At 68.0% G+C, this 26,345-nt stretch carries 17 protein-coding genes and 1 tRNA gene; 6 read left to right on the forward strand and 12 right to left on the reverse strand.

The genetic code is table 11. The features are described from left to right. Window positions 1-80 precede the first annotated feature (80 nt). Together ACW17W_RS15525 and ACW17W_RS15530 are read left to right on the forward strand one after the other, a co-directional pair. The gene (locus ACW17W_RS15525) at window positions 81-539 is read left to right on the forward strand and encodes a TIGR02300 family protein (RefSeq protein ID WP_492077922.1); all 459 of its coding nucleotides are present in this window, start codon (window positions 81-83) and stop codon (window positions 537-539) included. Window positions 540-745: 206 nt separating this feature from the next. After that, window positions 746-821 (forward strand) — tRNA-Ala (locus tag ACW17W_RS15530). A 171-nt stretch (window positions 822-992) separates the two neighbouring features. Here ACW17W_RS15530 and ACW17W_RS15535 read toward each other — a convergent pair. The 3 genes from ACW17W_RS15535 to ACW17W_RS15545 are packed head-to-tail and all read right to left on the reverse strand — an operon-like array spanning window position 993 to window position 4,053. After that, window positions 993-1,754 (reverse strand): SDR family NAD(P)-dependent oxidoreductase, encoded by a 762-nt coding sequence (locus tag ACW17W_RS15535; protein WP_492077924.1) that lies wholly within the window; start codon window positions 1,752-1,754, stop codon window positions 993-995. Between the two features lie 31 nt (window positions 1,755-1,785). Continuing rightward, on the reverse strand, window positions 1,786-2,724 hold the full coding sequence (locus ACW17W_RS15540; RefSeq protein WP_492077926.1) for an alpha/beta hydrolase: 939 nt from the start codon (window positions 2,722-2,724) through the stop codon (window positions 1,786-1,788). A 21-nt stretch (window positions 2,725-2,745) separates the two neighbouring features. After that, entirely contained in the window at window positions 2,746-4,053 is a 1,308-nt protein-coding gene (locus ACW17W_RS15545) for a sugar MFS transporter (protein ID WP_492077928.1), read from the reverse strand. Between the two features lie 147 nt (window positions 4,054-4,200). On the opposite strand from ACW17W_RS15545, the gene ACW17W_RS15550 reads away from it, so the two are divergent. The 3 genes from ACW17W_RS15550 (at window position 4,201) to ACW17W_RS15560 (ending at window position 7,411) form a co-directional block, all read left to right on the forward strand. Further along, window positions 4,201-5,316 carry an aldose epimerase family protein gene (locus ACW17W_RS15550; protein ID WP_492077930.1) on the forward strand — a complete coding sequence of 372 codons (1,116 nt, stop codon included), beginning with the start codon at window positions 4,201-4,203 and terminating at the stop codon, window positions 5,314-5,316. 9 nt (window positions 5,317-5,325) lie between these two features. Beyond that, the gene (araD1, locus tag ACW17W_RS15555) at window positions 5,326-6,312 is read left to right on the forward strand and encodes an AraD1 family protein (protein WP_492077932.1); all 987 of its coding nucleotides are present in this window, start codon (window positions 5,326-5,328) and stop codon (window positions 6,310-6,312) included. A 148-nt stretch (window positions 6,313-6,460) separates the two neighbouring features. Further along, window positions 6,461-7,411 carry a hypothetical protein gene (locus ACW17W_RS15560; RefSeq protein ID WP_492077934.1) on the forward strand — a complete coding sequence of 317 codons (951 nt, stop codon included), beginning with the start codon at window positions 6,461-6,463 and terminating at the stop codon, window positions 7,409-7,411. A 36-nt stretch (window positions 7,412-7,447) separates the two neighbouring features. Here the strand turns inward: ACW17W_RS15560 and ACW17W_RS15565 are convergent, their stop codons facing one another. Together ACW17W_RS15565 and bglX are read right to left on the reverse strand one after the other, a co-directional pair. Beyond that, entirely contained in the window at window positions 7,448-8,482 is a 1,035-nt protein-coding gene (locus ACW17W_RS15565; RefSeq protein WP_492077936.1) for an SMP-30/gluconolactonase/LRE family protein, read from the reverse strand. Next, a complete protein-coding gene (gene bglX / locus ACW17W_RS15570; protein WP_492077938.1) occupies window positions 8,479-10,824 on the reverse strand; it encodes a beta-glucosidase BglX in 2,346 nt (781 codons plus the stop codon). Before bglX ends, ACW17W_RS15565 begins: the two co-directional genes overlap by 4 nt. A 116-nt stretch (window positions 10,825-10,940) precedes the next feature. Between bglX and ACW17W_RS15575 the strand changes: the two genes are divergently transcribed. Next, complete coding sequence (locus ACW17W_RS15575; RefSeq protein WP_492077940.1) at window positions 10,941-12,251, forward strand: MFS transporter; 1,311 nt, start codon at window positions 10,941-10,943, stop codon at window positions 12,249-12,251. Here ACW17W_RS15575 and ACW17W_RS15580 read toward each other — a convergent pair. The 7 genes from ACW17W_RS15580 to ACW17W_RS15610 all read right to left on the reverse strand — a co-directional run bounded on the left by ACW17W_RS15580 (window position 12,241) and on the right by ACW17W_RS15610 (window position 26,207). Next, window positions 12,241-13,341, reverse strand: coding sequence for a Gfo/Idh/MocA family protein (locus ACW17W_RS15580; RefSeq protein WP_492077942.1), 1,101 nt, complete (start codon window positions 13,339-13,341; stop codon window positions 12,241-12,243). The two genes, ACW17W_RS15575 and ACW17W_RS15580, sit on opposite strands and share 11 nt — an antisense overlap. 48 nt (window positions 13,342-13,389) lie before the next feature. Then, a complete protein-coding gene (locus ACW17W_RS15585; RefSeq protein WP_492077944.1) occupies window positions 13,390-15,006 on the reverse strand; it encodes a glycoside hydrolase family 43 protein in 1,617 nt (538 codons plus the stop codon). Continuing rightward, window positions 15,003-16,331 carry an MFS transporter gene (locus tag ACW17W_RS15590; RefSeq protein ID WP_492077946.1) on the reverse strand — a complete coding sequence of 443 codons (1,329 nt, stop codon included), beginning with the start codon at window positions 16,329-16,331 and terminating at the stop codon, window positions 15,003-15,005. The genes ACW17W_RS15585 and ACW17W_RS15590 overlap by 4 nt, the downstream gene beginning before the upstream one ends. 74 nt (window positions 16,332-16,405) lie before the next feature. Next, the gene (locus tag ACW17W_RS15595; protein WP_492077948.1) at window positions 16,406-18,022 is read right to left on the reverse strand and encodes an alpha-N-arabinofuranosidase; all 1,617 of its coding nucleotides are present in this window, start codon (window positions 18,020-18,022) and stop codon (window positions 16,406-16,408) included. A 38-nt stretch (window positions 18,023-18,060) separates the two neighbouring features. After that, on the reverse strand, window positions 18,061-20,682 hold the full coding sequence (locus ACW17W_RS15600) for a glycoside hydrolase family 3 C-terminal domain-containing protein (RefSeq protein ID WP_492077950.1): 2,622 nt from the start codon (window positions 20,680-20,682) through the stop codon (window positions 18,061-18,063). Between the two features lie 236 nt (window positions 20,683-20,918). Next, window positions 20,919-23,450: a glycoside hydrolase family 3 protein gene (locus ACW17W_RS15605; protein WP_492077952.1), complete on the reverse strand. Its 2,532-nt coding sequence runs from the start codon at window positions 23,448-23,450 to the stop codon at window positions 20,919-20,921. Window positions 23,451-23,600: 150 nt separating this feature from the next. Next, window positions 23,601-26,207, reverse strand: a complete 2,607-nt coding sequence (locus tag ACW17W_RS15610) for a glucokinase (RefSeq protein ID WP_492077953.1) — start codon at window positions 26,205-26,207, stop codon at window positions 23,601-23,603. Between the last annotated feature and the right edge of the window lie 138 nt (window positions 26,208-26,345).

Genomic DNA, 26,345 nt, shown 5'->3' on the forward strand with positions numbered 1-26,345 from the left:
AAGACGGCTTTTGACAGCGAGCCCCCACAGTGGCAAGGGACGCGACCGAAATCCCCCCACCGTTCAAAGGCTCTCCCCACGTGGCTGATCCCCAACTTGGCGCCAAGCAGGTCTGCCCGAACTGCCAGGCCAAATTCTATGACCTGACGCGGCGCCCCGCCCACTGCCCGAAATGCGATACCGAATTCGACCCCGAAGAGGCCATCAAGCTGCGCAGCCGTCGCGGCCGTCCCGGCGGCTATCCCGCTGACGACGCAGAGGATCAGGTCGAGGAGAAGAAGGTCGAGACCGACGACGAAGAGGAAGACGAGGTCGTCACGCCCGAGATCGATCAGGAGGGCCACGAACCCATCCTGACGCCCGACGACGAGGACGACACAGTGGCCGATCCGTCCGAAGAGGCCGGCATGGGCACGACCGACGGCGACGACGACGTCCTGGCCGATGACGACGACGATGATTCCGTGCCCTTCATCGAGGATGAGGAAGACGGCGGCTTCGACGAGGATCTGGTCAAGGGCGGCAAGGACGACGACTGAGTGTGTTTCGGCGCTCCCTTGATCCGCATGGCTTTTTACGCGAATCGAGGGGGCGTCGCGATGGGCCGCCGGGAGACTTTCCAGGGCCCTGAAAATAAATCCGGAACCGGGCTTGATCCTGAAAATGCCCTGACATAGGTTCCGCCGCCTCGCCGGGGGTCACCAAAACCCCGGAGATACCGACCAGGGACAGACGTTCCGGGTTCGGGGCTTTAGCTCAGCTGGTAGAGCGCTTGCATGGCATGCAAGAGGTCAGCGGTTCGACTCCGCTAAGCTCCACCAATTTTTCAAGGGGTTAGCAGTTCCGCTGCTAACCCCTTTTGCTTTCCGGCGGGCACACCCGGGCGGCCGGGGCCTCGACCGGCTTCGCCACCGCCATCCTGATGACCAGCGGCGTCGCCTTGGCCGGGCGCCAGCCCCTTCCTGATGCGCTGTCGTTCGGCTTGCCGGGGTTCAGGTCCAGCCGCCGTCCACAACGTACTGCTGGTTTGTGATCGCCGAGGCCTCGACCGAGCTGAGGAAGACCGCGACACGGGCGATGTCGTCGGGCACGAGCCTGCGCTTCAGACACTGGCGCTCATAGATTTCGCATTCGGATTCAGGCGTCACCCATTTCTCCAGCTGTCGCTCCGTCATGATCCAGCCGGGCGCCAGGGCGTTAACCCGCACACCGTGCGACCCGAAGTCCCGGGCCAGGGATCGCGTCAGCCCCAGGACGGCCGATTTCGACGCCGTATAGGCCGCCATCCCGCCCTGGCCGACGATCCATGAGGTCGAGCCAAGGTTAAGGATCGAACCGCCGCCATTGGCGATCATGTCGGGCAGGACGGCCTGGGCGGCGAAGAACTGGTGCTTGAGATTGACCGCGATGCGATCATCCCAGTAGGCCTCGGTGACCGTCAGGGTCTCGTGCCGCTCATCATGGGCCGCGTTGTTGATCAGGACCTCGATCGGTCCGAAGCGATCGCGCACGGCGTCCACCGCCGCTTTCAGGGCCGGGATGTCGGTCAGGTCGCCATGAAAGAAGGCCGCCTCGCCCTGCCCGCTGTCGGCCAGATCGGCTTCCAGAGCACGCCCCCTGATCTGGTCGATATCGATGAAGGCCACGCGAGCGCGCTGACCCGCGAACGCCCGGACGATGGCCTCCCCGATTCCCGCAGCTCCGCCGGTGACAAGGACGGTCCGATCCGCCAGATCCGGATACAATGCGCCCATGGCCAACGTCCCTTTCGTGCTGTCGCCGGCTTCAGGCGGCGGGCTGGAGCCAGCCGTTCAGTTCAATCCACCGCATGAAGACGTCGAACCAGCCCAGGCTCGTCTTGCCGGGATTGCCCAGACCAAAGCCATGGCCGCCGTTCTGGTAGAGATGGAATTCAACCGGACGTCCGGCGCGCTGCCAGGCCTCGACCACCCCGAAGCCGCGATGGGCGAAAAGCGGATCATCGGCCGCCAGGACCACGAACATCGGCGGGGCGTCCGTCGGCACATCCACGGCGTCCATGGCGCCGTAGATCGGCGCGATGAAGGCGGGACGGGTCTGCGGCGCCGCCAGCGTCGTCGCCATGGTGGTCATCGCGCCGGCGGAAAAACCGACCATGCCGATCCGGTCCGGATCGACCCCCCATTCGGTGGCGCGCGATCGGATCAGGGCGAAGGCAGCCGTAGCGTCCTCGACAGGATCGGCGAACTCGCCGCCGGGGCGGCCAGGGGCGGTCGCCGCAACCGGGCGCGGTGGGCGCGCCCCTGCCGCGCCAAACATGGCGTTGACGCCGCGCTCGAACTCGCCGAGGTCGGCCGGTGTCGGGCGCGTCCGGTATTTGAGCACGAAGGCGGCGACGCCCCGGTCGGCCAGGGCCTGGGCGACCTCCCATCCCTCATTGCTCATCGACAGGAAGCGGAAGCCGCCGCCGGGAGCGACGATCACGGCGGCGCCATTGCCCGTGCCTGCAGCGGGCAGGACCGGGGTCAGGGTGGCGACGGCCACATTGCGCACGAAGGTGTCGCCCCATTGGTGAAACCAGGTCTCGGGGGCGGTCGATCCCTCGACGCCCCCGGTGCCGAGCGGAATGGCCGTCGGCTCCGAAGGCGCCTCCGCCGGGGTGATCGGGGCTTGCTGCGCCGAGACGGGGGCGGCGGCCGTCATGGCGGCCAGGATGATCGAGACGAGGGTGAGCGGGCGAAACATGTCTGAGGCCTCAGGCAATCATCAGGCCGACGGCGCTTGCGTCGGCAGGGCGTGGGTCGGTCGGGAACCCCACAGGGCGTAGAAGAGGATGTAGAGCTCGCAAACCATGGTGAGCAGGAAGGACAGCTGCAGCCCGTAGGCGTCTGCAAGCCAGCCCTGAACGACCACCAGGGCGCCGCCCGCGATAGCCATGATCAGCAGGCCCGACCCTTCCTCGGTCAGCGGGCCCAGTCCCTTGATCCCGAGAGTGAAGATCGTCGGGAACATGATCGAGTGGAACAGGCCCACCGAGATCAGGGCCCACATCGCGACGGGGCCGGTGGCGAAGGTGGCGACCGTCATCACCGCAAAGGCGCCGACGGCGAAGACGGCCAGCACCTTGTCCGCCGGGAAACGATGCGTCAGCCAGCTTCCGAAGAACCGGCCGACCATCATCCCGCCCCACAGGATGGCGAGGTAGCGCGAGGCCTGCTCGTGGCTGATGGCGGCGATGTCGGGCTGGGACACGAAGTTGATGAACAGGTTCGCCACGCCGATCTCGGCGATCAGATAGATGAAGATGGCGGGCACGCCCCAGACCAGGTTGCGGTGCCGCCACAGGGACAGACCCTTGCGCTCGGCCGCACTGGCGCGACGGCCGGAACTGTGGATCGTCGGCAGGGGAAACCTTGCGATGACGACGGCGAGCGCCACCAGAACCACCGCCACGATGATGTAGGGCAGGATGACCGACTGGGCATCGGCGTAGCGTTCGGCGGCGGTGAGGGCCACGTCCGCCTGTGCGGTTCCCCCGGTCGACCGCCCCAGGATCAGATAGCCGGCGAACAGGGGGGCGACCGTCGTGCCCAGCGAGTTGAACGCCTGCACCAGGTTAAGGCGCGAGGAGCCGGTTTCCGGCGTGCCGATCACAGCCACATAGGGGTTGGCCGCGACCTGCAGCAGGGTGATGCCGCTGGCGATGACGAACAGCGCCGTCAGAACCAGGGCGTAGGAGGCCATCCTCGCCGCCGGGACCATCATCAGGGCGCCGACGGCCATGACCACCAGACCGATCACGATCGCCTTCTTGTATCCCACCCGCTCGATCAACCGGGCCGAGGGGAGCGAGGCCAGGAAGTAGGCGATGAACCAGACGGACTCGATCAGGGTGGTGCGGGTGTAGTCGAGGTCGAACACGCTGCGGAGATGGGGCAGCAGGGTGTTGTTGATGACCGTGATGAAACCCCACATGAAGAACAGGGTCGCCAGCAGCGAGAGCACAGCCCGTGCGCCCGGCCCCGCAGTCGCCGGTGGAGACGGCACTGAGCCGTCCGAAGCCGTTCCCGCCATGATCTGTTCCCCCGCGACCCTGGTCTGCCGGGTGAAACACGGTCGCTTGTTTCACCTCATTTGTCCGACTATTGTGCGGGTCTGGCCGGGGCGTCAAGCGCGGCGAACAAGGCGGGGGGATGGTCGATGCGGCGAGCGGGATTGGTCATGGCGGCATGGCTCGGAATGGCCGCAGCGAACGGCGCATCCGCGGCCGAGGCGCGACGCGAGGCGGCCGGCGCCCTGAAGGACGGGACCGCCGTCGAGGCCATCGTCCTGAGCAACGAGCGCGGCGTTTCGGCCCGGATCCTGACCTATGGCGCGACCCTGCAGTCCATGAGCGGACCCGATCGGGACGGCCGGATCGCCGACGTCGTCCTGGGCTATGACAATGTGGCCGACTACGAAGATCACCCCAATTTTTTCGGCGTGACGGTCGGGCGTTACGCGAACCGCATCGCGGGGGGCCGCTTCAGCCTGGACGGGCGCAGCTATTCCCTGCCGCTCAACGACACCCTGAACTCACTCCACGGCGGCGGCCAGGGCTTCGACAAGGTCGTATGGCGGGTCACCTCCGTCGAAAACGGCCCGGAGGCGCGCGTGGTCCTGTCCCACGTCAGCCCTGACGGAGACGCGGGCTATCCCGGCCGGCTGACGACGACCGTGACCTACAGCCTGGACGAGGCCGGGGCGCTGACCATCGCCTTCGCCGCCACGACCTCGGCGCCGACCATCGTCAACATGACCAACCACGCCATTTTCAACCTGGCGGGCGAAGGCGCCGCCGGCGGGATCGAACGGCACCGGCTGACGATCCCGGCGGCGAGCTACACCCCCGTGGACGCCGGCCTGATCCCCACGGGAGAACTGCGGGCGGTCGAGGGCACGGTGTTCGACTTCCGCAGCCCGCGCGTGATCGGCGACGGTCTTCGCGACGCCCGAGACGAACAGATCCGACTCGGCCGGGGCTACGACCACAACTTTGCCCTGGACAAGGGGCTCACGGACCAGCCGCAGTTCGCCGCCCGCCTGGAAGACCCCGACAGCGGCCGGGTCCTTGACGTCCTGACCACAGAGCCCGGCGTCCAGGTCTATTCAGGCAACTTCCTGGACGGGACTTTGGTCGGCAAGGGCGGGCATCTCTACCGGATGGGCGACGGACTTGCGCTGGAGCCGCAGAAATTCCCGAATGCGCCGAATACGCCGTCCTTCATCTCGGCCCGCGTCGATCCGGACCGGCCGTACCGGCATGTGATGGTGTATCGCCTCGGCGCGGCCGACTGAGCGGCGGCGATGCGTCTTCTCCAGCACCTGGACAGCGACGGCCGGCGGCGGGTCATCGTCGCCGAGGGCGCCGGGGCCAGGTTTGTCGGCGCCGTCGAAACGGTCCGCGACCTGGCCTGGCGCGCCATCACGACGGGAACCGGCCTCGCCGACGTGGTTGGTCGCCTCGGCGTCGAGGAGACGGTCGACCTCGGCGAGGCGCTGGACGCCGGCCGCCTAGTCGCGCCCATCGATCACCATGACCCCGCCCACCTGACCCTGACCGGAACGGGCCTGACCCATCTGGGCTCGGCCATGGGGCGCGACCAGATGCATCGCGCGGCGTCCGCGGGGGAAAAGCCGACCGACTCGATGCGGATGTTTCTGGAAGGCCTCGAGGGCGGGAAACCGGCTCACGGCGCCGTCGGACAGCAACCCGAATGGTTCTACAAGGGAGACGGCGCAAACCTTGTGGGGCCGGAACAGCCCCTGACCATGCCCGCCTTCGCCCTGGACGGCGGCGAGGAGCCAGAGCTGGCGGGCGTCTATCTGATCGGACCGGACGGCGCGCCGTGCAGGCTGGGTTTTTGCCTCGCCAACGAGTTCAGCGACCATGTGACCGAGCGGCACAACTATCTGTGGCTCGCCCATTCCAAGCTGCGGCCCGCCGCCCTGGGACCGGAGCTGCTGGTCGGGGAGGCTCCGAGGGATCTGCGCGGGACCAGCCGCATCCGGCGCGACGGCGACGTGCTCTGGGAACGGCCCTTCCTGTCCGGCGAGGACAACATGTCCCACAGCCTGGCCAATCTCGAACACCACCATTTCAAATACGGTCAGTTCCGTCGGCCCGGCGACATTCATGTGCATTTCTTCGGCGCCGCCACCCTGTCGTTCAGCGACGGCGTCGCCACCCGCGTGGGCGACATTTTCGAGATCGAGGCGGCGCCGTTCTCCCTGCCTCTCAGAAATCCCCTGCACCGGGGCGAAGAGGCAGCGTCGCCGGTTCGAACACTCTGAACGCCTTGCCTCGCGGCGTCTCAAGTCCTGCGCGGCGCCCGGATCGATACACGAGGTGATCCGCAAACGCCGCCGCCGGGCTTGATTCCATGCGGCGTGCGTTTCACGGTTATGTCTGACTTTTCGCGCACCCATCTGGATGACGCCGATGACCCGATTCCGATTTCTCGCCGTCGTCGCCTCGGCGGGGCTGACCCTCCTGTCGGCCGCGCCCGTCATGGGCCAGATCGTCGAGGGAATTCCGCCCAATGCGCTGAACGCGGGCTACATCATGGAGGCCGAGCGCGAGAGCCTTCGCAACATGCAGCGGATGAACGCCGCGGCGCGCGCCGAACGCGAGACAGCGGCGCAAAGCCTCGCCAACGCCCAGGCGGCCGTCACCGGCGCGGGGGCAGACTGCAAGGTTTCGGAGGCCCGCCTGCTCGGCAAGACGGCGGACGACGCGAGGATCTACGAGGCCGCCTGCCAGACCGGGCCCGGCTATCTTCTGATCGCCTCCACCCCGCCCCAGGCCGTCGACTGTCTTGTCGCCGCCCGCTCCGCAGCGCAGGACGTCGCCAGGCCGGCCACCGAGACCACCTTCGTCTGCAAGATGCCCGCGAACCAGAATGGCGCGGATGTCCTGGCGGCCTACGCCCGTGAAGCGGGCATCCGCTGTCCGGTCGATTTCGCCGGACCGGTGGGCGCATCCAACGGACAGACGGTCTATGAGATCGGCTGCGCCGGCCAGGACGGCTATCGGCTCAAGCGAACCGAAGGCGGCTGGGAAAAGACCGAATGCTGGATCATCGTCAGCGCCGGGTCGCGATGCGCCAGCACGACGCCGGACGAACAGTTCGCCACCATGAAGGCGCGGCTTGCGGGCACGGCGGCGGCGGACTGTAACGTCGACGGAGGCCGCTTCATGGGCGCCAACGCCAACGGCGCCTTCTACGAAGCCCGGTGCGCCGGGGCGGACGGTTACATCTTCCACGTCAAGGACGAGGTCACCGACCGGGTCATACCCTGCGCCATCGCCGCGCCGATCGGCGGCGGTTGCACCCTGACGCCTGTCAGGGGCGCGACGACCGCGCCGGCGGCGTCGCCCCGGTCAAACTGACGGCGCGTTCGACGTCCGGAACACGCCTTCCCAGGGTCACCGCGCGCCCCGGGTCAGAGTTCTGACGCGCGCCAGATTGGCGCCGGCGGTGATGTACAACGTCCGGCCGTCGCCCCCGAACTTGCAGTTGGCGGTCGCTCCCCCCGTGTCGATGCGACCCAGGGAACGGCCTTCGGGCGTCAGCACATGAACGCCGCCCGGACCGGTCACGAACAGATGGCCTGCGGCGTCGATGGCCAGACCGTCGGGCAGGCCGGGATGGGCGTCGCCGACCATGGGCGTGAAGTCCTTCAGCACCCGGCCCCTGGACAGGGCGCCGGCCGGGCTCAGATCATAGGCCATCACCACCGCACGCTCGGGATCGGAAACGGGCACATAGAGGGTGCGCTCATCCGGCGACAGGGCGACCCCGTTCGGAAACGTCAGGCCGGACTCCAGCAGGGTGACTGCGCCGTCCGGATCGAGCCGGTACACGCCGTTGTGAGGCTGTTCCTTCAGCGGCGAGGCGTTCATCCCCTCAAGGCCATAGGGCGGATCAGTGAAGAAGAGCGCACCGTTCCTCGACCGGACCAGATCATTGGGCGAGTTGAAGCGTTTGCCGTCGTAGTGCGTGGCCAGCAGGGTCTTGCGCCGGGTGGCCAGATCGACCTGGGCGATCGCCCGGTTGCCGTGGTCAGCCATCAGGATCGACCCCGCCGGCCCGGCGATCAGCCCGTTCGAACCGGGCTCGCGGAAGCCGGATGCATCGGTCCCGTCGAACCCTGACGGCTCCATGAAGACCGAGAGCCCGTCCGCCGGCGACCAGCGGTGGATCCTGTTCCGGGGCACGTCGCTGAACAGCAGAAAGCCGCCGTCGGCGATCCACACCGGCCCCTCCGACCAGGTGAAGCCGTCCGCCAGTTTCTCGATCACGGCGCCCGGCGCGATCAGACGGTCGAGCGCCGGGTCGTCGCGCACAATCCGTCCCAAGGTTGGATAGGCGCCTTCCGCCTCCGGCATGGCGACGCTCCGGCAGGCGGTGGCGGACAGGGCCGCAGCCCCGGCGATGACAAGGCGGCGGGACAGGCTCAAGGCACAGGCTCCTCGGCGGAGGGGGTGGAGATGGCGGCGGCCGGAACATCGGTCACACGGTTCGAGGTGATGGTGAAGGCGGTTCGGGCCCGGATGTCGGCGGACGAGGCGCCCACCATGACCTGGATCTCCCCGGCCTGGACATGCCATTTCCCGGCGTCCCAGAAAGCGACCTGGTCAGGAGTCAGGGTAAACCGCACACGCTTGGCCTGACCGGCGCCCAGGGCCACCCGGCGAAAGCCCCGCAACTCCTGCACAGGGCGTGAGACGGCGGCGACCGGGTCACGGACATACAGTTGCACCACCTCGTCGGCGGGGACGGCCGAGGTGTTGCGAACGGTCACACGGACCTCGACCTGCCCCTCGGGGCCGACCTTAGTCCGGCTCAGTTGCAGGTCGCTGTAGTCGAAGCGAGCGTAACTCAGCCCATGGCCGAACGCGAACAGGGGCGTGACGGGCTGGTCGCGATAGCGAGCGGTGTCGCGCGTCAGTTCCTCCGAGGCGGGACGCCCGGTCGGAAGGTGGGCATAGGTCAACGGGGCGGCGCCGTCCGCGCGGGGGAAGCTGATCGGAAGACGCCCTCCGGGCGACATCCGGCCGGTCAGGATGTCGGCGATGGCCGGTCCGCTTTCGACGCCGAGGAACCAGGTCTCGAGGATCGCCGGGGCGCGTTCCGCGATTTGCGGGATCGCCAGCGGCCGGCCGTTCATCAGGATCACCACCACCGGCTTGCCGGTATCAAGGACAGCGGCGGCCAGGGCGTCCTGGGCGGGGCTGAGGCCGATATCGGTATAGCTGCGGGCCTCGCCCGACCGGTCGAAATGCTCCCCGACGACCAGAAGCACCATATCCGCCGCCCTGGCGACCTCGACGGCCCGGGCCAGGGCCTCGGCGTCCGAGACCTCCAGCACGCCTTGCGCCCCCTCGCCCGCGGCCGTGACGGCAATGGCCCGGGCCGTCTCAGGACGATAGCCCTGCGCATAGGTGATCACCGCATCCGGCAGGGCGTCCCGCAGGGCCGGAAGCAGCGGCCGGACATCCTCGACCCTGCCCTGGGCGCGCCAGCTGCCGAGGGAGGAGTTGGCGTCCTCAGCCAGGGCGCCGATGACGGCGATCCGGCGCGACGACGCTGCGATCGGAAGCAGATCGCCCTCGTTCTTCAGCAGGACGATCGAGCGGCGCGCGGCCTCGCGGGAGAGGGCGCGGTGGTCGGGCGTCAGCATGGCGGCGGCCTCGCGCGCCGGATCGGCGCGGCCGTAGGGACTGTCGAACAGGCCGAGCCGCTCCTTGGCGGTCAGCACGGCTACGACGGCCTGGTCCAGCATCGGCAGGAGCGCGGGGTCCGCCTCGACAGCCCCCTTCAGCTCGGCCGAGTAGAGGTTGCCCGCCATGTCCATGTCGACCCCGCCGCGCAGGGCCAGGGCGCCGGCCTCCCGGGCCGTGCCGGCGACGCCGTGATTGAGCAGTTCGGGAATGGCGTTCCAGTCGCTGACGATCAGGCCGTCATAGCCCCAGTCGCCGCGAAGCAGACCCCGCACCAGAGCTGGATGCGCCGTCAGCGGCACGCCGCCGATATCATTGAACGCGGTCATCATCGACCCGGCGCCCGCTCTCGCCGCCGCATGAAACGGCGGCAGATAGACCTCGTTCAGGGTGCGTTCGGAAATGTCGGCGCTGTCGTAGTCCCGTCCGCCCTCGGCCGCGCCGTAGCCGACGAAATGTTTGGCGGTGGCCAGGATCGAGGCGGAATCGGTCAGAGATGCGCCCTGATAGCCTCGCACCTGGGCCGAAGCCAGAACGGAGCCGAGGTAGGGATCCTCCCCCGCCCCCTCGACGACCCGACCCCAGCGCGCATCACGGGCGATGTCCACCATGGGAGAAAACGTCCAGTTCAGACCCGCGGCCGTCGCCTCGACCGCCGCCACGCGCGCGGTCTGCTCGACCAGTCCCGGGTCCCAGCTCGCCGCCAGGGCGAGGGGCACAGGAAACAGCGTCCTGTATCCATGCACCACATCCATGCCGAACAGCAGCGGTATGCCAAGGCGGGACTCCTCGACCGCCACCCTCTGCAGGTCACGGATCTGGGCGGCGCCGGCCACATGCAGGAAGGAGCCGATCTCGCCGCGCCGCACCCGGTCCAGGGCCGCCGCATCAAGGCGCGAGTTCAGCGCGCGCTGGCGCCCGCCCGGCACCTGGTTCAGCTGGCCGATCTTCTCGTCCAGCGTCATGCGATCCAGCAGATCGCGAACCCTCGCCGACGGCTGGTCCGACGATTGCGCGGTCGCAGAGCCTGCGAGGACAGCGCAGGCGCAGGCCAGTGCAAAGATGATCCGTCCCGGCATGCCCCGCCCTTCAGACAACGTTGTCAATCCTACCAAAACAGCCCTAGACCAAAGGTTCGACGACGCAAAGCCGGGAACGGGCCGGTGCGACGATGGAACGGTTCAGGGGGCATGACATGACCGAAGTCCGAGAGCGCGACCGGGTGGGCGCATCGACGCTGCGCCGGATCACCGGCCGGCTGATGCCGCTGTTCTGCCTGATGTACCTGATCGCCTATATCGATCGTCAGAACGTCTCCTACGCCAAGCTGCAGATGGCGGAGGCGCTGGGCATGAGCGAGGCGGTCTATGGCCTGGGCGCGGCCCTGTTCTTCATCGGCTATTTCCTGTTCGAGGCGCCCGCCAACCTCGTGCTGGCCAGGGTGGGCGCGCGCGTCTGGTTCACACGGATCATGGCCACCTGGGGGGTGATCACCGTGGCGCTGGGCTTCACCAACAGCCCGGCCATGTTCTACCTCCTGCGCTTTCTGCTCGGCGCCGCCGAAGCGGGCTTCTTTCCTGGCGTCCTCTATGTCCTGACCCTCTGGTATCCCCAGTCCCACCGGGGACGGATGATCGGCGCCTTCATGATCGCCAGCGCGGCGGCCAATGCCGTGGGCGCGCTGATCGGCGGCGCCCTGCTGGACCTCGACGGACTGGGCGGGCTGGCGGGGTGGCAATGGGTCTTCATCGCCACCGGCCTGCCGGCAGTGCTGCTGGCCCCCTATGTGCTGTGGCGCCTGCCCAACGGGCCGGAGACCGCGCCATGGCTGGAGCCGGCGCAGAAGGCCTGGATCTCCGACGAGTTGCGGACCGAGGCCGAGGCCTCGCCCGCGACGGATCACGCCTCGCCCTGGCGCGCCATGCTGGACCGGCGGGTCCTGCTGCTGGCTGTGATGTACGTCGGCTTTCCCCTGGCCGCCTATGGGCTCAGCTACTGGCTGCCGACGGTGGTAAAGGGGTTCGGCGTCTCCAACACCGTCAACGGCATGCTGAACGTCATTCCCTGGATCCTGGTCGGGATCGCCCTGTGGATCCTGCCGCGTCATGCCGCGCGGGTCGGCAACAGCGCCTGGCACATCGCCGGGCCGGCGCTTGTCGGCGCCGCCTGTCTGGTGCTCAGCGTCGTCGTGCCTGGAGCGGTGGCCAAGTTCGCCCTGCTCTGCATCGCCGCCCCGGCGATCTTCGCCGCCCAGCCCGTCTTCTGGAGCCTGCCGCCGACCTTCCTGCGCGGCGCGGGCGCGGCGGCCGGCATCGCGGCGATCAATTCCATCGGCAACCTGGGCGGCTTCGTGGCGCAGACCGTCGTGCCGGCGATCAAACAGGCGACCGGCAGCGACCTCCTGCCGATGCTGTTTCCTGCGGCCTGCCTGACCGTCGCGGCGGGGCTGGTCTTTGTCGTCCTGCCCCGACTGTCCCGCGCGCCCGTCCGGGACGTCAGAGCGTGATCGTCCGGCCTTCGCGCGCCGATGCATAGATGGCCTCGATGATCCGCATGTCGCGCAGGCCTTCTTCGCCGGAAACGATCGGCTCCGCATTCGTCATCACGCACTGCGAGAGATGGTCGAGCATGCCCGAGAACTGGTTGGTCGCCAGCGCCGGGGCCGGATGGTCGACGGTCTCGCCGCCCTTGCGAAGGCGAAGGCGATTGCCGGCGTAGGCCGTCGCGGGCTCGGCGTCGAGCCAGCCGTCCTTGCCCACCACCCGGTAACGGTTGTGGTTTGATCCATACGAAGAGACGCAGTCAGCCACGACGCCCGACGGAAATTTCAGCATGAAGTTGATCGTATCCTCGACCTCCCTGAACCGGATGTCGGTGCGATCGGTGGATTCCATCGCGGACACCGCAACCGGTTCCTCGCCGGTGAGATAGCGGGCGGCCTGAAGGCTGTAGATGCCGATGTCCATCAGCGATCCGCCGCCCGCCAAGGCCCGGTTCAGACGCCACTGGGAGGGGTCGCCGATGTTGAAGCCGGTCTCGGCCGCCACGATGTGCAACCGGCCCAGCTCGCCCGACCGGGCGATGCGCATGGCCTCCCGGTTGTTGGGTTCGAAGTGGCTGCGATAGCCGATCATCAGCTTGCGGTCGGCGGCGCGACACGCGGCGATCATGGCCTCGGCCTGGGCGGCCGTATTGGCCATGGGCTTCTCGCACATGACGTGCTTGCCCGCAGCCGCCGCGCGCAGGGTGTACTCATGGTGCATCCCGTTGGGCAGGATCACATAGACGATGTCGACGTCCGGATTGTCGCGGATCGTGTCGAAGGTGTCGTAGGTGTAGAGGCTGCGCTCGGGCACGCCGTACCGGGCCGCATAGCGACGCGCCTTGTCCATCGACCCGCTGACCAGGGCGGTCACCCGCGAATGCCGACATTCGGCGAAACGGGGCAGGATGACGTCGGCGTACATCCCTAGACCCATGATCGCATAGCCCAGTTTTCGCCCGGTCGCTTGCGACGCCAGGGCCGGCGTCGTCCCAAACCCCGAAGCGAGGGCGCCGAACTTCAGCAGATCGCGGCGACTGGATGTCAGGGTCATCGTCTTATCTCCATGGGGGCGTCGGCGCTTGCCGCGCAGGGGCGGGGCTCAGGCGCGATAGGGCCGTTCGTGGTACTCAAAATGATGAAAGTCGGCATGGGCGCCGGCGCCGGATGTGTCCTGGCAGGCCATGCCCACGAAGGCGCCCGTGAAATTGGCTGTTCCCGGTTGGGCGGCCTCGTCCGACAGGATGCTGGCGTCGAATATCCCGGGCAGCCACGACCAGTCGGCGCCCTCCAGCCGCCAGCCGAAGCGCAGCCGCTCCTCATCGACATCGACCCGAAGCTCGATCCTGCCCTCGCCGATCGGGACCGGTTGGGTGAAGGCGTCGGCCTGGGTCTGGTCGGGCAGGCAGGACATGACCTGGAGCACGCGCCCCAGGGTCTCATCATGGGTGACGTGCAGATAGTGGAACTTGGCGGCGCCGTAGTAGCAGACAAGGCCTGCAGCCTGCTGGTAGTGGGCCGGGGCGAAGGTCATGGAGGCGGCGGCGGTGTAGCAGAAGGCCTGCTGCCGGCGGGCCACCAGCGACTGGCGGAAGGCGCTGCCGATGCTCTCGCGCCCGAAGAGACGCAACGCCCCCGGATGCGCCGTCAGGGAGAACAGCTCTTCCGGCCAGGGCGATCGCAGCCACTGGAACGCCAGGGGCAATCCGGCCCGGTCGAAGCGACACGTTTCGGAGACATACCCGGGCTCCGGCGCCCCGACGCCCCCGTCCTCCACCGTCAGACAGGGCAGGGCGTCTCCGGCCTCGGTTCTCAGCCAGCCGTCCTCGCCCCAGACCATGGGCTGGATGGCCGTCTCGCGGCCCAGCACGCACCGCCCGCGATTCCTCAGGGGCCGGCCGCATAGATAGACGGCCCAGGTCCGACCGTGCGGGTCCTCGACCAGATCGGCATGGCCGGCGCGCTGCAGCGGACTGTCGGGCCGGTCCCGCGCCGTCAGGAGCGGTCCGTCCGGGTGAACGTCATAGGGACCGTCGAGGGTGCGCGAGCGGGCCAGAGTCGCGGCATGGCCCCACCCCGTCCCCCCCTCTGCTGTCAGGAGGTAGTACCAGCCGTCGCGGCGATAGAGATGCGGCGCCTCGGTCAGGCCGAGCCCGGTTCCCTTGAAGATCAGCCGGCGTTCGCCGACCAGCCGCTTCACCCGGGGGTCGTATTCCTGGAGCAGGATCCCGCCGAAACGGTTCGCGCCCGGTCGGTGATCCCACAGCATATTGACCAGATATTTGCGCCCGTCCTCGTCGTGGAAGAGCGAAGGATCGAAGCCGCTCGAGTTCAGATGAACCGGGTCGGACCAGTCGGCGTCGATGGCCGGGCTGGTGACGAGATAGTTGTGAAAATCCCGCAGCGACGCGCCGGATGCCCCGCCCACGGAGGTGCGGCCATAGCGCTTCACATCCGTGTAGACGAGATGGAACAGTCCGTCGGCATGGGTCAGGCAGGGGGCCCAGACCCCGCACGAATCCGGCGCCCCGATCATGTTGAGCTGGGACGGGCGACGCAGGGGGCGAGCGACCAGACGCCAGTTCGCCAGATCGGTCGAGTGGTGGATCTGCACCCCGGGGAACCACTCGAAAGTCGAGGTCGCGATATAGTAGTCGGCGCCGACCCGGACGATCGACGGGTCAGGATTGAAGCCCCGCAGGATCGGATTGCGGATCATGGCCGGGCGTCCGCGAGGGCCGGGCTCGAGCTTGCCGGATCCCCCGGCGTCGACCGGCCCGGATCCCGCACCAGGGTCCACAGAACGGCGGCGCCGATCAGGTCGAGGACCGCCAGGGCGATGAAGAAGGGCGTGTATCCCACCGTCATGACCAGTCCGCCGATCAGCAGGGAGAACAGCAGGACGCCGAGATTGCCCATGGTTCCCGCCATGCCGGTGACGGTGGCGACCTCATTGCGACGGAACAGGTCGGACGACATGGTGATCACGGTCACCGACAGGGTCTGATGCGCGAATCCGCCCAGGCACAGCAGCAGGATGGCGAGGTAGGGGCTGTCGACCATGCCGACGAAGGCCACGCCGATCATCAGCAGGGCGCCCAGGGTGAAGGCCCACCGTCGTGCGTCGATCAGGCGAACGCCGCGCTTCTGGAGGAACAGGACCACGGTCGGCCCGAACAGACAGCCGAGGTCGGCCGCGACGAAGGGCAGCCAGGCGAACAGGGCGATCTGTTTGAGATCAAACCCTCGCACCGTCGTCAGGTACAGCGGCACCCAGAACGCCAGCGTGCCCCAGGTCGGGTCCGCCAGAAAGCGCGGCAGGGCGATGCCCCAGAAATTGCGCTGGCGCAGCAGGCGGAAAATCGAGGGGCGGCGGCCGTCGCTGAGGGTGTGCTGTTCGCGCCCGCCCGCAATCTCGGCGCGTTCGTCATCGGACAGGCGGGGATGATGCTCGGGCGCGCGATAGAAGCCGAGCCACAGCACCACCCAGACCAGGCCCAGAACGCCCGTGATAACGAAGGCGGCCTGCCAGTTGTAGGTCAGGATGGCCCAGGCCACGAGCGGCGGCGCCAGCATCGACCCGACCGATGCGCCCATGTTGAAGACTCCGCCGGCCAGACCCCGTTCGCGCGCCGGAAACCACTCGGAGACCGCCTTCATCCCGGCGGGATTGGCCGAACCCTCGGCGAGGCCCAGCAGGCCCCGGAGCCCCGCGAGCATGGTCCAGCCGTTGGCCAGTCCATGCGCGATGGTGATCAGGGACCAGGCCGTGGCGAAGAGGGCGAAGCCCGTCCTGAGACCCAGGGTGTCCAGCACGAAGCCGCACACGGGCTGCATCATGATGCCGAGCTGGAAGGCGCTGGTGATGTAGGAATACTGCTGGGTCGTGATGCCCAGTTCAGTGTTCAGGGTCGGGGCCGCGACACCGAGGGTGCTGCGCGAGAGATAGTTGATGATCGCGCCGAGCATCACCAGGCCGATGATCCACCAGCGCAGTTTCAGTCGGAAACGGGACGGACGTGTTCCCGGGGAGTGCGGCGGCATCGGAATCTCCAGGGCGGGCGCGTGGCACACGCGCCGCAACGGGCTTTGAACTCAGGCCTGGGCGGCGGGGCCCCTCACTGGACCCGGACCACCGCCAGCGATCGGGGCGGCAGCTCGAACGAGACCTGGCCATTGGCCATGCGCCCGGAATAGGCGACCGGTTCAACGTCGTGGGGGCGTTCGAAACTGTTGTGGCTGTCGACCGCCGGCGCCGTCAGCAGCCGGCCGCTGGCGGTCTGATACTCGCCCGGAAGCCGCAGGGTGAGGCTCAGCGGTCTTGCGGCGTCGACATTGACCAGCGACAGCCACAGGGCGCCGTCCTTGTCCCGCGCCGCCACCGCGTCAGCGCGGGGCAGTTCGATGTCGCCATATCGATAGACGCCTTCGTCCAGGGTCAGGGGAACGAAGGTCGCATCCTGGAACGGCACGTACAGTTCGTAGACGTGGTAGGTCGGCGTCAGCACCATCTTCGCGCCGTCGGTCAGGATCATGGCCTGCAGGACATTGGCCATCTGGGCGATATTGGTGCCGCGTACCCGGTCGGCGTGACGCATGAAGATGTTCAGGTTCAGGGCCGCGATCACGGCGTCGCGCATCGTGTTCTGCTGCTGCAGGAAGCTGGGGTTGCTGCCCGGCATGGGATCGGCCCACACCCCCCATTCATCGACGAACAGGGCCAGTGTCTTCTCGGGATCGTAGCGGTCCATGATGGCGGTCTGGGCGGTGATCCAGCCCTCCATCTTCAGGGTCGCCCGGATCCCCTTGGCGTATTCGTCCTCGCCGAAGCCGACGCTGGGGCCCTTGGCCTCCCAGCTGTTGGGGATGGTGTAGCCGTGCAGGGACACGCCCTCGATGTTCCAGCTCCAGACCTTGTCCTTCCAGGCCTGCATCACGGCTTCGGTATAGTCCTCATTGCCGCTGTCCCAGCCCACGGCGATGCGCTGCATGGCGTTCTCGCCCGTCTGCGCCCGATCCAGATTGCGGGAATAGATGGCGAACTGCTTCATCTTCTCGACGTAGTGCTCGGGCGACATGGCGCCGCCGCAGCCCCAGTTCTCGTTGCCGAGGCCGAGATATTTGATCCGGTAGGGCTCGGGGTGGCCGTTGGCCGCGCGTTCCTGGGCCAGGGCGGTGGGCTGATCAGCGGTCAGGTATTCCAGCCAGTCGGCCGCTTCCTGGACTGTGCCCGAGCCGACATTGACCGACAGGAAGACCTCGGCCCCGACCTGGTCGGCGAAGTCCATGAACTCGTGCGTGCCGAAACTGTTGGGCTCGATCACATTGCCCCAGCTGGCGTTCAGCCGATGGCGACGCTCCGACGCCGGACCGACGCCGTCGCGCCAGTGGTATTCGTCGGCGAAGCACCCGCCGGGCCAGCGCACATTGGGAACCTTGATGGCTCTCAGCGCCTGCACGACATCCGTGCGGATGCCCCGGACGTTCGGAATGGGCGAGTCCTCGCCGACCCAGACCCCGCCATAGATTCCAGTGCCCAGATGCTCGGCGAACTGGCCGAAGATGTTCCGGTTGATCGTCGCGCCGGGCCGCGTCAGATCGACCTCGCCCGTCACGGGCGGCGCCGCGGTCTGGTTGTTGGCGGTCTGGGCGCCGGCCTGTGAGGCGACCGCCGCCATCAGGAGGCTCGCCGCAGCGACGCGGACGCGCCGCCCCATTGTCATCCTGGTCTTCATCTGTCTGGCCTTTCAAATTCGCTGGACATGGGACGGGGTCACTCCGGCAGGGTGGCCGAACCCGTGATGGCGAAGGCGGCGCTTTGTCCCGGCACGCCCGGCCGGCCGGGCTGTCCGCCGCCCATCCACACCTCGGTCTGGCCCGGCAGCACGCGGCGGACGCCGGAGGCGTCCACCGTCGACAGGCTGCGGTTGTCGATCATGAAGGAGACGCGGCGCCGCTCGCCCGGCGCCAGGTGGATGCGCTGAAAGCCCGCGAGCGTTCGCAAGGGGGCGCCCTCCACATCGGGCCGGCTCAGGTAGAGCTGCACCACCTCGTCGCCGGCCCGGGCCCCCGTGTTCGCCACCACGACGCTGGCCTCCACCGCGTCCGTCGCGCGCGCGCGGCGCACCGACACCTCCGCCCCGGAATAGGCAAACCGGGTGTAGGACAGGCCGTGTCCGAAGGGATAGAGCACCGGGCGGTCGAAATACCGGTAGGTCCGGCCCTGCATCGCATAGTCGGTGAAGGCGGGCAGGTCGTCCGCAGACCGGTAGAAGGTGACCGGCAGGCGCCCCGCCGGATTGACATCGCCGGCGATGATCCGCGCCACGGCATCGCCGCCCTGCCCGCCCGGATACCAGGCTTCCAGGATGGCCGGGACATGCTGGTCCGCCCAGTTCACGCTCAGGGCGCTGCCGTTGACCAGCACCAGGACGACCGGCGTTCCCGTCGCCTGGACCTTTTCCAGCAGGGTCTGTTGCGGGGCGGGCAGATCCAGGCTCGTGCGATCGCCGCCGGCGAAACCGGGGACCTCGATCAGCATCTCCTCGCCCTCGAGCTGGGACGTCAGGCCGGCGACGAACAGGACGACGTCGGCATTGCGGGCGGCCCTGACCGCCGCAGCGCCGCCGGGGTCCGACGGGAGGCTCCACAGCAATCGCTCGCGCCCTTCGGCGGCCCGCTGAAAGGCCTCGACGCGGATGCGATAGGTCTGGCCGCGCGTCAGCCGGATCGTCCCTGTGGCGATCGACGGGCGCCAGTCCACGGCCCAGGCGTCCACCACCGTGGTGTCGTCAACAAGGATGCGGTAGCCGCCGTTCGCGTCGTAGCGAAACACATAGTCTCCGTCTTCGGGCGCCGTGAGATAGCCGGACAGACGCACGGCCCCGGCCTGCATTTCGCCGGACCACAGATACTCAGGGGCGGCGATCCGGGACGTCTGCGTCGGGGCGCCGGCATAGGTGCGGTCCGCGAAACGCTCGAGCATCACGCCGCCGGCGCTGCAGTCCGGATCGACGCAGATCGCCGATCCCGGCACAGGCTCAAGCGCGCGGGCGATCAGACCCGAGCCCTCGGCATAGGTGATCTCTGCCGTCGGAAACCGGCGGCGGACGCCCTCCAGGATGGTGACCGGCCGGGAGGGTTCGCCATTGTAGTTGCCGACCAGGGCGGCGAGACTGTCGGCGTTCGGCCCGATCACGGCGATCCGGCGCGTGGCTGGATCAAGCGGAAGCAGGCCGTCGTTCTTGAGCAGGACGATCGCCTTCTCGGCGCTCTCCTGGGCCAGCGCCCTGCCGGCCGCGGTGTCGTAGTCGGCCGAAGTGATCGCGGGGAAGACCCGGGCCGGGTCGTCGAACTGACCCAGTCTCATCCGCGCCGTGAACAGCCGAACCAGGGAGCGATCCAGCACCGCTTCCGAAAGCGCGCCGGACCGCACGGCGCGGACGATATGCTCGCTCTCGACCGGCCCGCCGCAGACGAGATCCATACCCGCGTCGAACGCCGCCGCCACCCCCGCTTCTGGCGTCGCGGCGTAGCCGTGATGGTCTGCCCGATAGATGTCGGCGACGGCCTCGCAGTCGGACACCACATAGCCGTCGAAACCCCAGGATTTCCGCAGACGATCCGTCAGCAGGAACTGGCTGGCGCAGGCGGGGACGCCGTCGACGGCGTTGTAGGCGCACATCACCGAGCCTGCCCCGCCCTCGGTCACGGCCGCCCGGAACGCCGGCAGATAGGTATCCTCGAGGTCATGCGCCCCGGGGCGGATGTCGTCCCGGTGACGGCTGGCTTCCGGCCCCGAATGGACCGCGAAATGTTTGGGCGTCGCAACGGTGAGGTCGTAGCGGGGGTCGTCGCCCTCAAGGCCCTGAACGAAGGCGACGCCCAGTCGCGACGTCAGATAGGGGTCCTCGCCATAGGTTTCCTGACCGCGGCCCCAGCGCGGGTCCCGGAAGATGTTGATATTGGGCGACCAGACCGTCAGCCCCGCGAACCAGTCCGAGCCCCCGAAACGGTGCCGCTCGGCCAGATGCTTGGCCCGGAATTCCACGCCGATCAGATCAGCGACGCGCCCGACATGGGGGGTATCGAAGGTGGCGGCCAGGCCGATCGCCTGGGGGAAGACCGTGGCGTATCCCGCCGCCGCCACGCCGTGGAGCCCCTCGTTCCACCAGTTGTATTCCCGGATCTGGAGACGGGGGATGGCCGGGGCGTCGTTGACGAGCTGCGACGCCTTCTCCTCAAGCGTCATCCGCGCCACCAGGTCCGCAGCGCGATCCGCGGCGGGTTTCGAGGCGTCCTGATACGACGGCAGGGTCGCGCCCGGCAGCTGGGCGCTTGCGTCCGTCGCCATGCCGATGCCCAGGCCGACGACGAGCGCGATCCCTGAAAACAAGCCACAGATCCGTCGCGGCAGGCCAGCCATCCTGTCGGTTTTCCCCAGATTTCCCTTCGGCATATACGATCAATTGTCCGACTATTGCACGTCAATTCGCGCGCCGTTTCACCCGCGGAATTGGCAGGCGGGGCGGCCGATTGACCACGGAATCCGCGCCCTCGGCCGCCCGGCGAACCGGGGTCCCGGCGTCGGTCAAACGCCGGGACGATCCGTGGTGCGGGTCTGACCGCCGATCAGGGCTGCGTCGCGGGTGTCGCCCCTGCCACTGCGGTCGGGCAGACGGTGTCGTTCTCGTTCGACGCCAGGCGGATCTCGGCGATCGAGAGGCTGGCGGCGCCCGAGGCGCGCAGGGCGAAGGGCGTCGAGACAGTCCCGACCTGGGCGCCGGCCGCGCGGAAGCACGACAGCCCCACCTTTATGGTCCGCCATTCGCCCAGCGGAGCCGTTCCCAGAATGGAACCCAGATCGACGCCGCCTTCGCCAAGGGCCAGGGTGACAGGCCCCGAGGGGCGGGCGTCCACGCGGTACCGGAACGACAGCGCCATATCCCCGTTGGTCTGGCGGTTGAGATCAACTGCCGGCCCTTGAACCGACACGGCGCCCTGCCCCGAACCCTCAAACGCGAACTGGCGCGCGCTTTCCTGGGCCAGGTCGTCCACGGCGCGGACGGTCACATGCCGCCTCGGGCTTTCGCCCGTTCCGACGGAGGAGACCTGCGTGTTTCCCCCCGTGTCCGTCAGGACGAAGGACCAGGGCGCGACCAGTTTGCCGTCGACGAAATAGCGATCCACGCTGGATGCGCTGGCCGACACGCCGGAGATTTCCGACAACTGCGGGACCGACTGCCCCGCAGCGTAGGTCAGACCATAGCCGTAGGCGAACTGGGGATCGTAGACCGGATCGCCCGTATTGAGGGGTTCGCCGGACGCCCGCTTCGGCCAGGAGAAGGACAAGGTCCCGGTGAAGTCGTGCCGGGGGCGCCCCCGGGCGTCGCCGATCAGGACATCCGCCACGCCGCCGCCCTCGGAGCCGGGCAACCAGGCGGCGACGAAGGCGTCCGATTGATTGATCTCGGGGTTGGTCCACAGCGGCCGGCCGGACAGGAAGACCGAGACGGTCGGCACGCCCGCCGCCTTGAGCCGCCTCAGGGTCTCGAGCGGACCCTCGGGGTGGAAATCGAGGTCGGCGACGTCGCCCTGGAACTCGGCGTAGGGCGTCTCGCCGAAGACCACGATGGCCACGTCGGGCTTTTCGGTGAAGGCGCCGTCGACGCTGAGCCGGGCGGAGCCTCCCGCAGCGGTCACGGCCTCGTTGATGCCGTCCCAGATCGACTGTCCGTTCGGGAAATCGGCCCTGGTGTTGCCCGTGCCCTGCCAGCTCAGGGTCCAGCCGCCGGCCGCCTGACCGATATCGTCGGCCGAGCCGGCGACGAGCACCCGGGCGCCGGCCCGGATGGGCAGGACCGATCCCTCATTCTTGAGCAGGACCAGGGATTGACGGACGGCTTGCCGCGCCAGGGCCCGATGCCCGGGCGATCCGAGCAGTTCGAGCCGCCCCTCCACGGGACGGTCTTCCCGGAAGACCCCCGCCTTGACCTTGGCCCTCAGGATCCGGGTCACGGCCTCGTCAATCCGCTGGATCGAAATTTCGCCCGATCGCGCCTGGGCCAGGGTGTTCGCATAGAGGGGCTTCCAGCTGTCCGGCGCCATCAGCATGTCGATGCCCGAATTCACGGCGAGCGCGCAGCTCTCGTTCGAACAGCCCGGCAGCTGGCCATGCGCATTCCAGTCCGACACCACGAAGCCGTCGAAGCCGAGCGGCCCGTGCAGCACATCGCGCAACAGGGTCGGATTGCCGGAGTGTTTGACCCCGTTCCAGCTCGAGAAACTGGCCATGACGGACAGGACGCCCGCATCAATGGCCGCCGGATAGCCGCCGAGATGGATATCGATCAAGCCCTGTTCGGGCCCCTGGTAGTCGCCCTGGTCCTTGCCCTCCAGCGTCCCCCCGTCGGCGAGGAAGTGTTTGGCGGAACCTGCGATATGGCCCGGTGCGATCGGATGGTCCGCCGACAGCTCGCCCTGCAGCCCCAGGGTCATGGGACCGGCGTAGGCGCGCTGGATCTCGGGCGTCTCCCCATAGCCTTCATAGGTCCGGCCCCAGCGGTCGTCGCGGGGAACCGCCAGCGTCGGGCCGAACGTCCAGTCGGCGCCGGTAACGGCGACTTCAAGCGCGGTCACCTCGCCGATACGCCGGATCAGTTCGGGATCTCTCGCGGCGCCCAGGCCGATGTTGTGCGGAAACACCGTGGCGCCGACGACATTGTTATGGCCGTGGACGGCGTCGATCCCGTAGATCAGCGGAATTCGCGCCCCGGGCCGGGCAGCCGCGGCCTCGCGGAAGGCCCTGGCCAGATCGACCCAGGCCTGGGCGTTCGCCCTGTCATCGCCGCCCGGTGCGGAGTTTCCGCCCGCGAGAATCGAGCCCAGGGGATAGGCGGCCAGGTCCGCCGGCGTGATCGAGGCGATATCGGCCTGGATCATCTGTCCGACCTTTTCCTCGATCGTCATACGCCCCAGCAGGTCGGCGACAAACGCCTCGGTCTGCGCATCGCTCATCGCATCGGGAGAGGCGGCTTTCGGCCAGAGCGCAGGGTGGGCCGTCGAGGCGGCCGGCACAGTTGGCCCGGCCGGCGTCCCGGCGAACGCGGCGCCCGTGGCGCAGAGCGCCGAGCCCAGCATCAGGAATGTGGTGAAAGCCCGCATGACGTCGTCCCTTTTCTCGGGCGCCTTGGCCGGATCTCGCCCGACACGACGCCGCTTGTTAAACCGCCCGACGACTGAAGCGCCGGACCAATCGCGTTAGCGCTATCACCAAAAAATGCTCACTGCATCAAAATTGACAGCGTTGTCAGATCACGCCGCCTCGCCGGCGGATGTCTCGGTCTTCGTTACATCGGGACCGGCAGTGAGGACGGTGTGGATAGTCTCGACGAGCACAGCGATCTGCAGCGGCTTGGCGACGCACCCGTCCATGCCCGCAGCCCGGTAGGACTCGGTCTGGTGGCTCATCACATTGGCCGTCAAGCCGATGATGGGTGTGCGGGGCCTGTCCGCACCGGCCTCCAGTTCGCGGATCATGCGGGTCGCGGCGGGGCCGTCCATCACCGGCATCTGGACATCCATGAGGATAACGTCCCAGGCCTGCCCCTCCCAGGCCTCGACCGCCGCCCGACCGTCGGCCACGACCGTCAGATCAACACCTAGCTGATTCAGAAGGGTTTTCAGAACGAGTTGGTTGACCGCATTGTCCTCGGCCGCGAGCACCTTCAAAGCCGCCTCTGGCCGCGGGAGCTCGACCGAAGCCGCCCTCGGGTCCAGGCGCTTCTGCTCACGGCCCCGCGCGAGGGGCAGGACGATAGTGAACACGCTGCCCTGTCCCGGCCTCGTCTCGACCCTGACCTCTCCCCCCATCAGGGCCACCAGGTCCCCGCAGATAGACAAACCCAGTCCGGTGCCGCCAAAGCGCCGGGTGGTGGAGGCGTCGGCCTGGGTGAACTTCTCGAACAGGCAGGTCACGTCGTCCTTGGTCATCCCGATGCCGGTGTCCGAAATGGTCAGGCACAGGAGATCGCCTTCCGTATCGGCCTCGACCCGCACCTCGCCCGCCTCGGTGAATTTGAGCGCGTTTGAGATCAGGTTGTAGACGATCTGCCGGACACGCGTGGGATCGCCGCGCCACATTCCCCGGGCCTGCGGCGCGGTGAACAGGGCGAACGAAAGGCCCTTGCTGTTCGCCAGCGCCGTGAAGGCCGAATGGGCCCCGCGAAGCAATGCATCCAGATCGAACTCGATCTCCTCAAGGACCAGCTTTCCGGACTCGATCTTGGCCAGGTCCAGAATATCGTTGAGGATCGCCAGCAGCGCCTCTCCTGACTGGCGCACGACGTCAAGACGGTGTCGCTGGGCGTCCGACAGAGTATCCAGTTCCATCGCCTGGGCCATGCCGAGCACGCCGTTCAGGGGAGTGCGGATCTCATGGCTCATCATCGCCAGGAATGAGGATTTGGCGTTGCTGGCCGCATCGGCCTCGATCTTCGCGGCGCGAAGCCGATCGGCGATGACTTCCAGTTCCCGGGCCCGTCGCGCGGCAATCGAAACATCGTGCGCCGTCACCACCCACCCCCCGGCAATCCGGGTTGCGACCGGATGCAGCACTCGCCCCCCCGTCGTGCGCCATTCCCCGATGGCGGACTCTCCGGCCGCCATCGCTTTCTCGAAGGCCGCCAGGGCCGCAGGCGCCCAGCACCCCCGGTCCTGAAGGCGACGCAGGATCTTCGAGAGCGGAAGGCCGGGTTGGCGCAAGGCCGAAGGCAGGCCCAGTCCTGTCCAGAAGCGATCGTTCATCCCGACCAGACAGAGCGACTCGTCGACGATCATCAGACCCACATCGGCGCCGATCAGCGCGGCTTGGGCGAGGTCGGCGTCCAGGAGGTTCGAGGTCCTGGACGCGACCGTCGAAAGCCGGGCAGGCTCTCGCGCGCGGCCGGCAGACAAGCCAAGCAGTTCCGCCGCGCCAATCAGCGCACAGGCCGGATTGATCAAGGCCCAGGTCGAGAGGCCCGCGGCGACCGGGCTTAACCTGCCCTTGGCGTCGAAGCGGGATCTGAACGCGCTGGATTCGAACATCGCCTGGGCTTCCAGGACAAACCGACCGGTCAGAAACACACCCTGGGTCACGCCCAGCGAGAGCGCCGCCTGACCGGCGAAGTCCCCCAGAATCCCCAGGAACTGATGCACCGACCGCGCACAGGCGGCGTCGGATCCCGTCCGGGCATGCAGAAGAACCTCCAGCGGCGTGAGCGGCTCACAGACCCCGCCCTCAATCTCCACCATCGACGAGTGCAGCGCGGCCAGTCCCGGCCATGACACCAGACGTTCGTAGGAGACCCGCCCATAGATCGCCGTCAGGCGTCTCAGCAGCTCGATCTCGAACTCATTCGACGGGGCGAACGCCAGGTGGCCGCCTTCGGTGTCAATGACGTGGGACGAGCCGGACGCGTCGATATCGATGGCCGAGACGCCCAGCCCGAAGTCCGGGCTGACAATCGCATATCGGCCCGGCTGCAGACCCTGGACCGGTGAGGGAAAAGAGCCGATCGACAGGGTGTCGCTGCGGTCCAGCCGCGTGACGCTGCGGGCCACTGCGGCGGAATCATTGATCAGGCGCACCCCCTTGAACCCGAGACCGGTCTCGAAATCCCTCCCCGAGAATCGCCATCCCGACTGGGTGATCGTGACCGTGTCGGACGCCACGGGCGCTGCGACGGCCAGACTCAGCCAGTCTGGCCGCGCACGACCGGACGCGGACAGGAAGCTGGCCAGGGCGTCGACCGGCGTTGCGAAATCGCAGACGGAACGCTCATCATAGCCCGAGAAGAGCGGTCGACCGCCCTCGTGCCCATCCAGAAACGCGAACCTGCAGAGTGAAGGGGTGACGTCGCCCACAATTCCAGAAGTCATCCTCTCCCCCCAAGGCCAGTCACGCCTCAAAGAACGCCGGTCTCGGTTAAAAATGTCTGAGTATTCTCTCGTGATGCTCGCAACGCCGATTGACCTGCGCTGCGCCTTGACGGACCGTCGCGCTGCAGTTGGCCGAGG

The sequence above is a fragment of the Brevundimonas sp. FV1ye29L genome (genome assembly GCF_058681095.1).

Excerpts from the sequence above, each read along its gene's own strand:
- ACW17W_RS15535 (WP_492077924.1), bottom strand. The coding sequence starts at position 1,754 with ATGGGCGCATTGTATCCGGATCTGGCGGATCGGACCGTCCTTGTCACC.
- ACW17W_RS15540 (WP_492077926.1), bottom strand. The coding sequence starts at position 2,724 with ATGTTTCGCCCGCTCACCCTCGTCTCGATCATCCTGGCCGCCATGACG.
- ACW17W_RS15545 (WP_492077928.1), bottom strand. The coding sequence starts at position 4,053 with ATGGCGGGAACGGCTTCGGACGGCTCAGTGCCGTCTCCACCGGCGACT.
- ACW17W_RS15550 (WP_492077930.1), top strand. The coding sequence starts at position 4,201 with ATGGCGGCATGGCTCGGAATGGCCGCAGCGAACGGCGCATCCGCGGCC.
- araD1 (WP_492077932.1), top strand. The coding sequence starts at position 5,326 with ATGCGTCTTCTCCAGCACCTGGACAGCGACGGCCGGCGGCGGGTCATC.
- ACW17W_RS15560 (WP_492077934.1), top strand. The coding sequence starts at position 6,461 with ATGACCCGATTCCGATTTCTCGCCGTCGTCGCCTCGGCGGGGCTGACC.
- bglX (WP_492077938.1), bottom strand. The coding sequence starts at position 10,824 with ATGCCGGGACGGATCATCTTTGCACTGGCCTGCGCCTGCGCTGTCCTC.
- ACW17W_RS15575 (WP_492077940.1), top strand. The coding sequence starts at position 10,941 with ATGACCGAAGTCCGAGAGCGCGACCGGGTGGGCGCATCGACGCTGCGC.
- ACW17W_RS15580 (WP_492077942.1), bottom strand. The coding sequence starts at position 13,341 with ATGACCCTGACATCCAGTCGCCGCGATCTGCTGAAGTTCGGCGCCCTC.
- ACW17W_RS15585 (WP_492077944.1), bottom strand. The coding sequence starts at position 15,006 with ATGATCCGCAATCCGATCCTGCGGGGCTTCAATCCTGACCCGTCGATC.
- ACW17W_RS15590 (WP_492077946.1), bottom strand. The coding sequence starts at position 16,331 with ATGCCGCCGCACTCCCCGGGAACACGTCCGTCCCGTTTCCGACTGAAA.
- ACW17W_RS15595 (WP_492077948.1), bottom strand. The coding sequence starts at position 18,022 with ATGAAGACCAGGATGACAATGGGGCGGCGCGTCCGCGTCGCTGCGGCG.
- ACW17W_RS15605 (WP_492077952.1), bottom strand. The coding sequence starts at position 23,450 with ATGCGGGCTTTCACCACATTCCTGATGCTGGGCTCGGCGCTCTGCGCC.
- ACW17W_RS15610 (WP_492077953.1), bottom strand. The coding sequence starts at position 26,207 with ATGACTTCTGGAATTGTGGGCGACGTCACCCCTTCACTCTGCAGGTTC.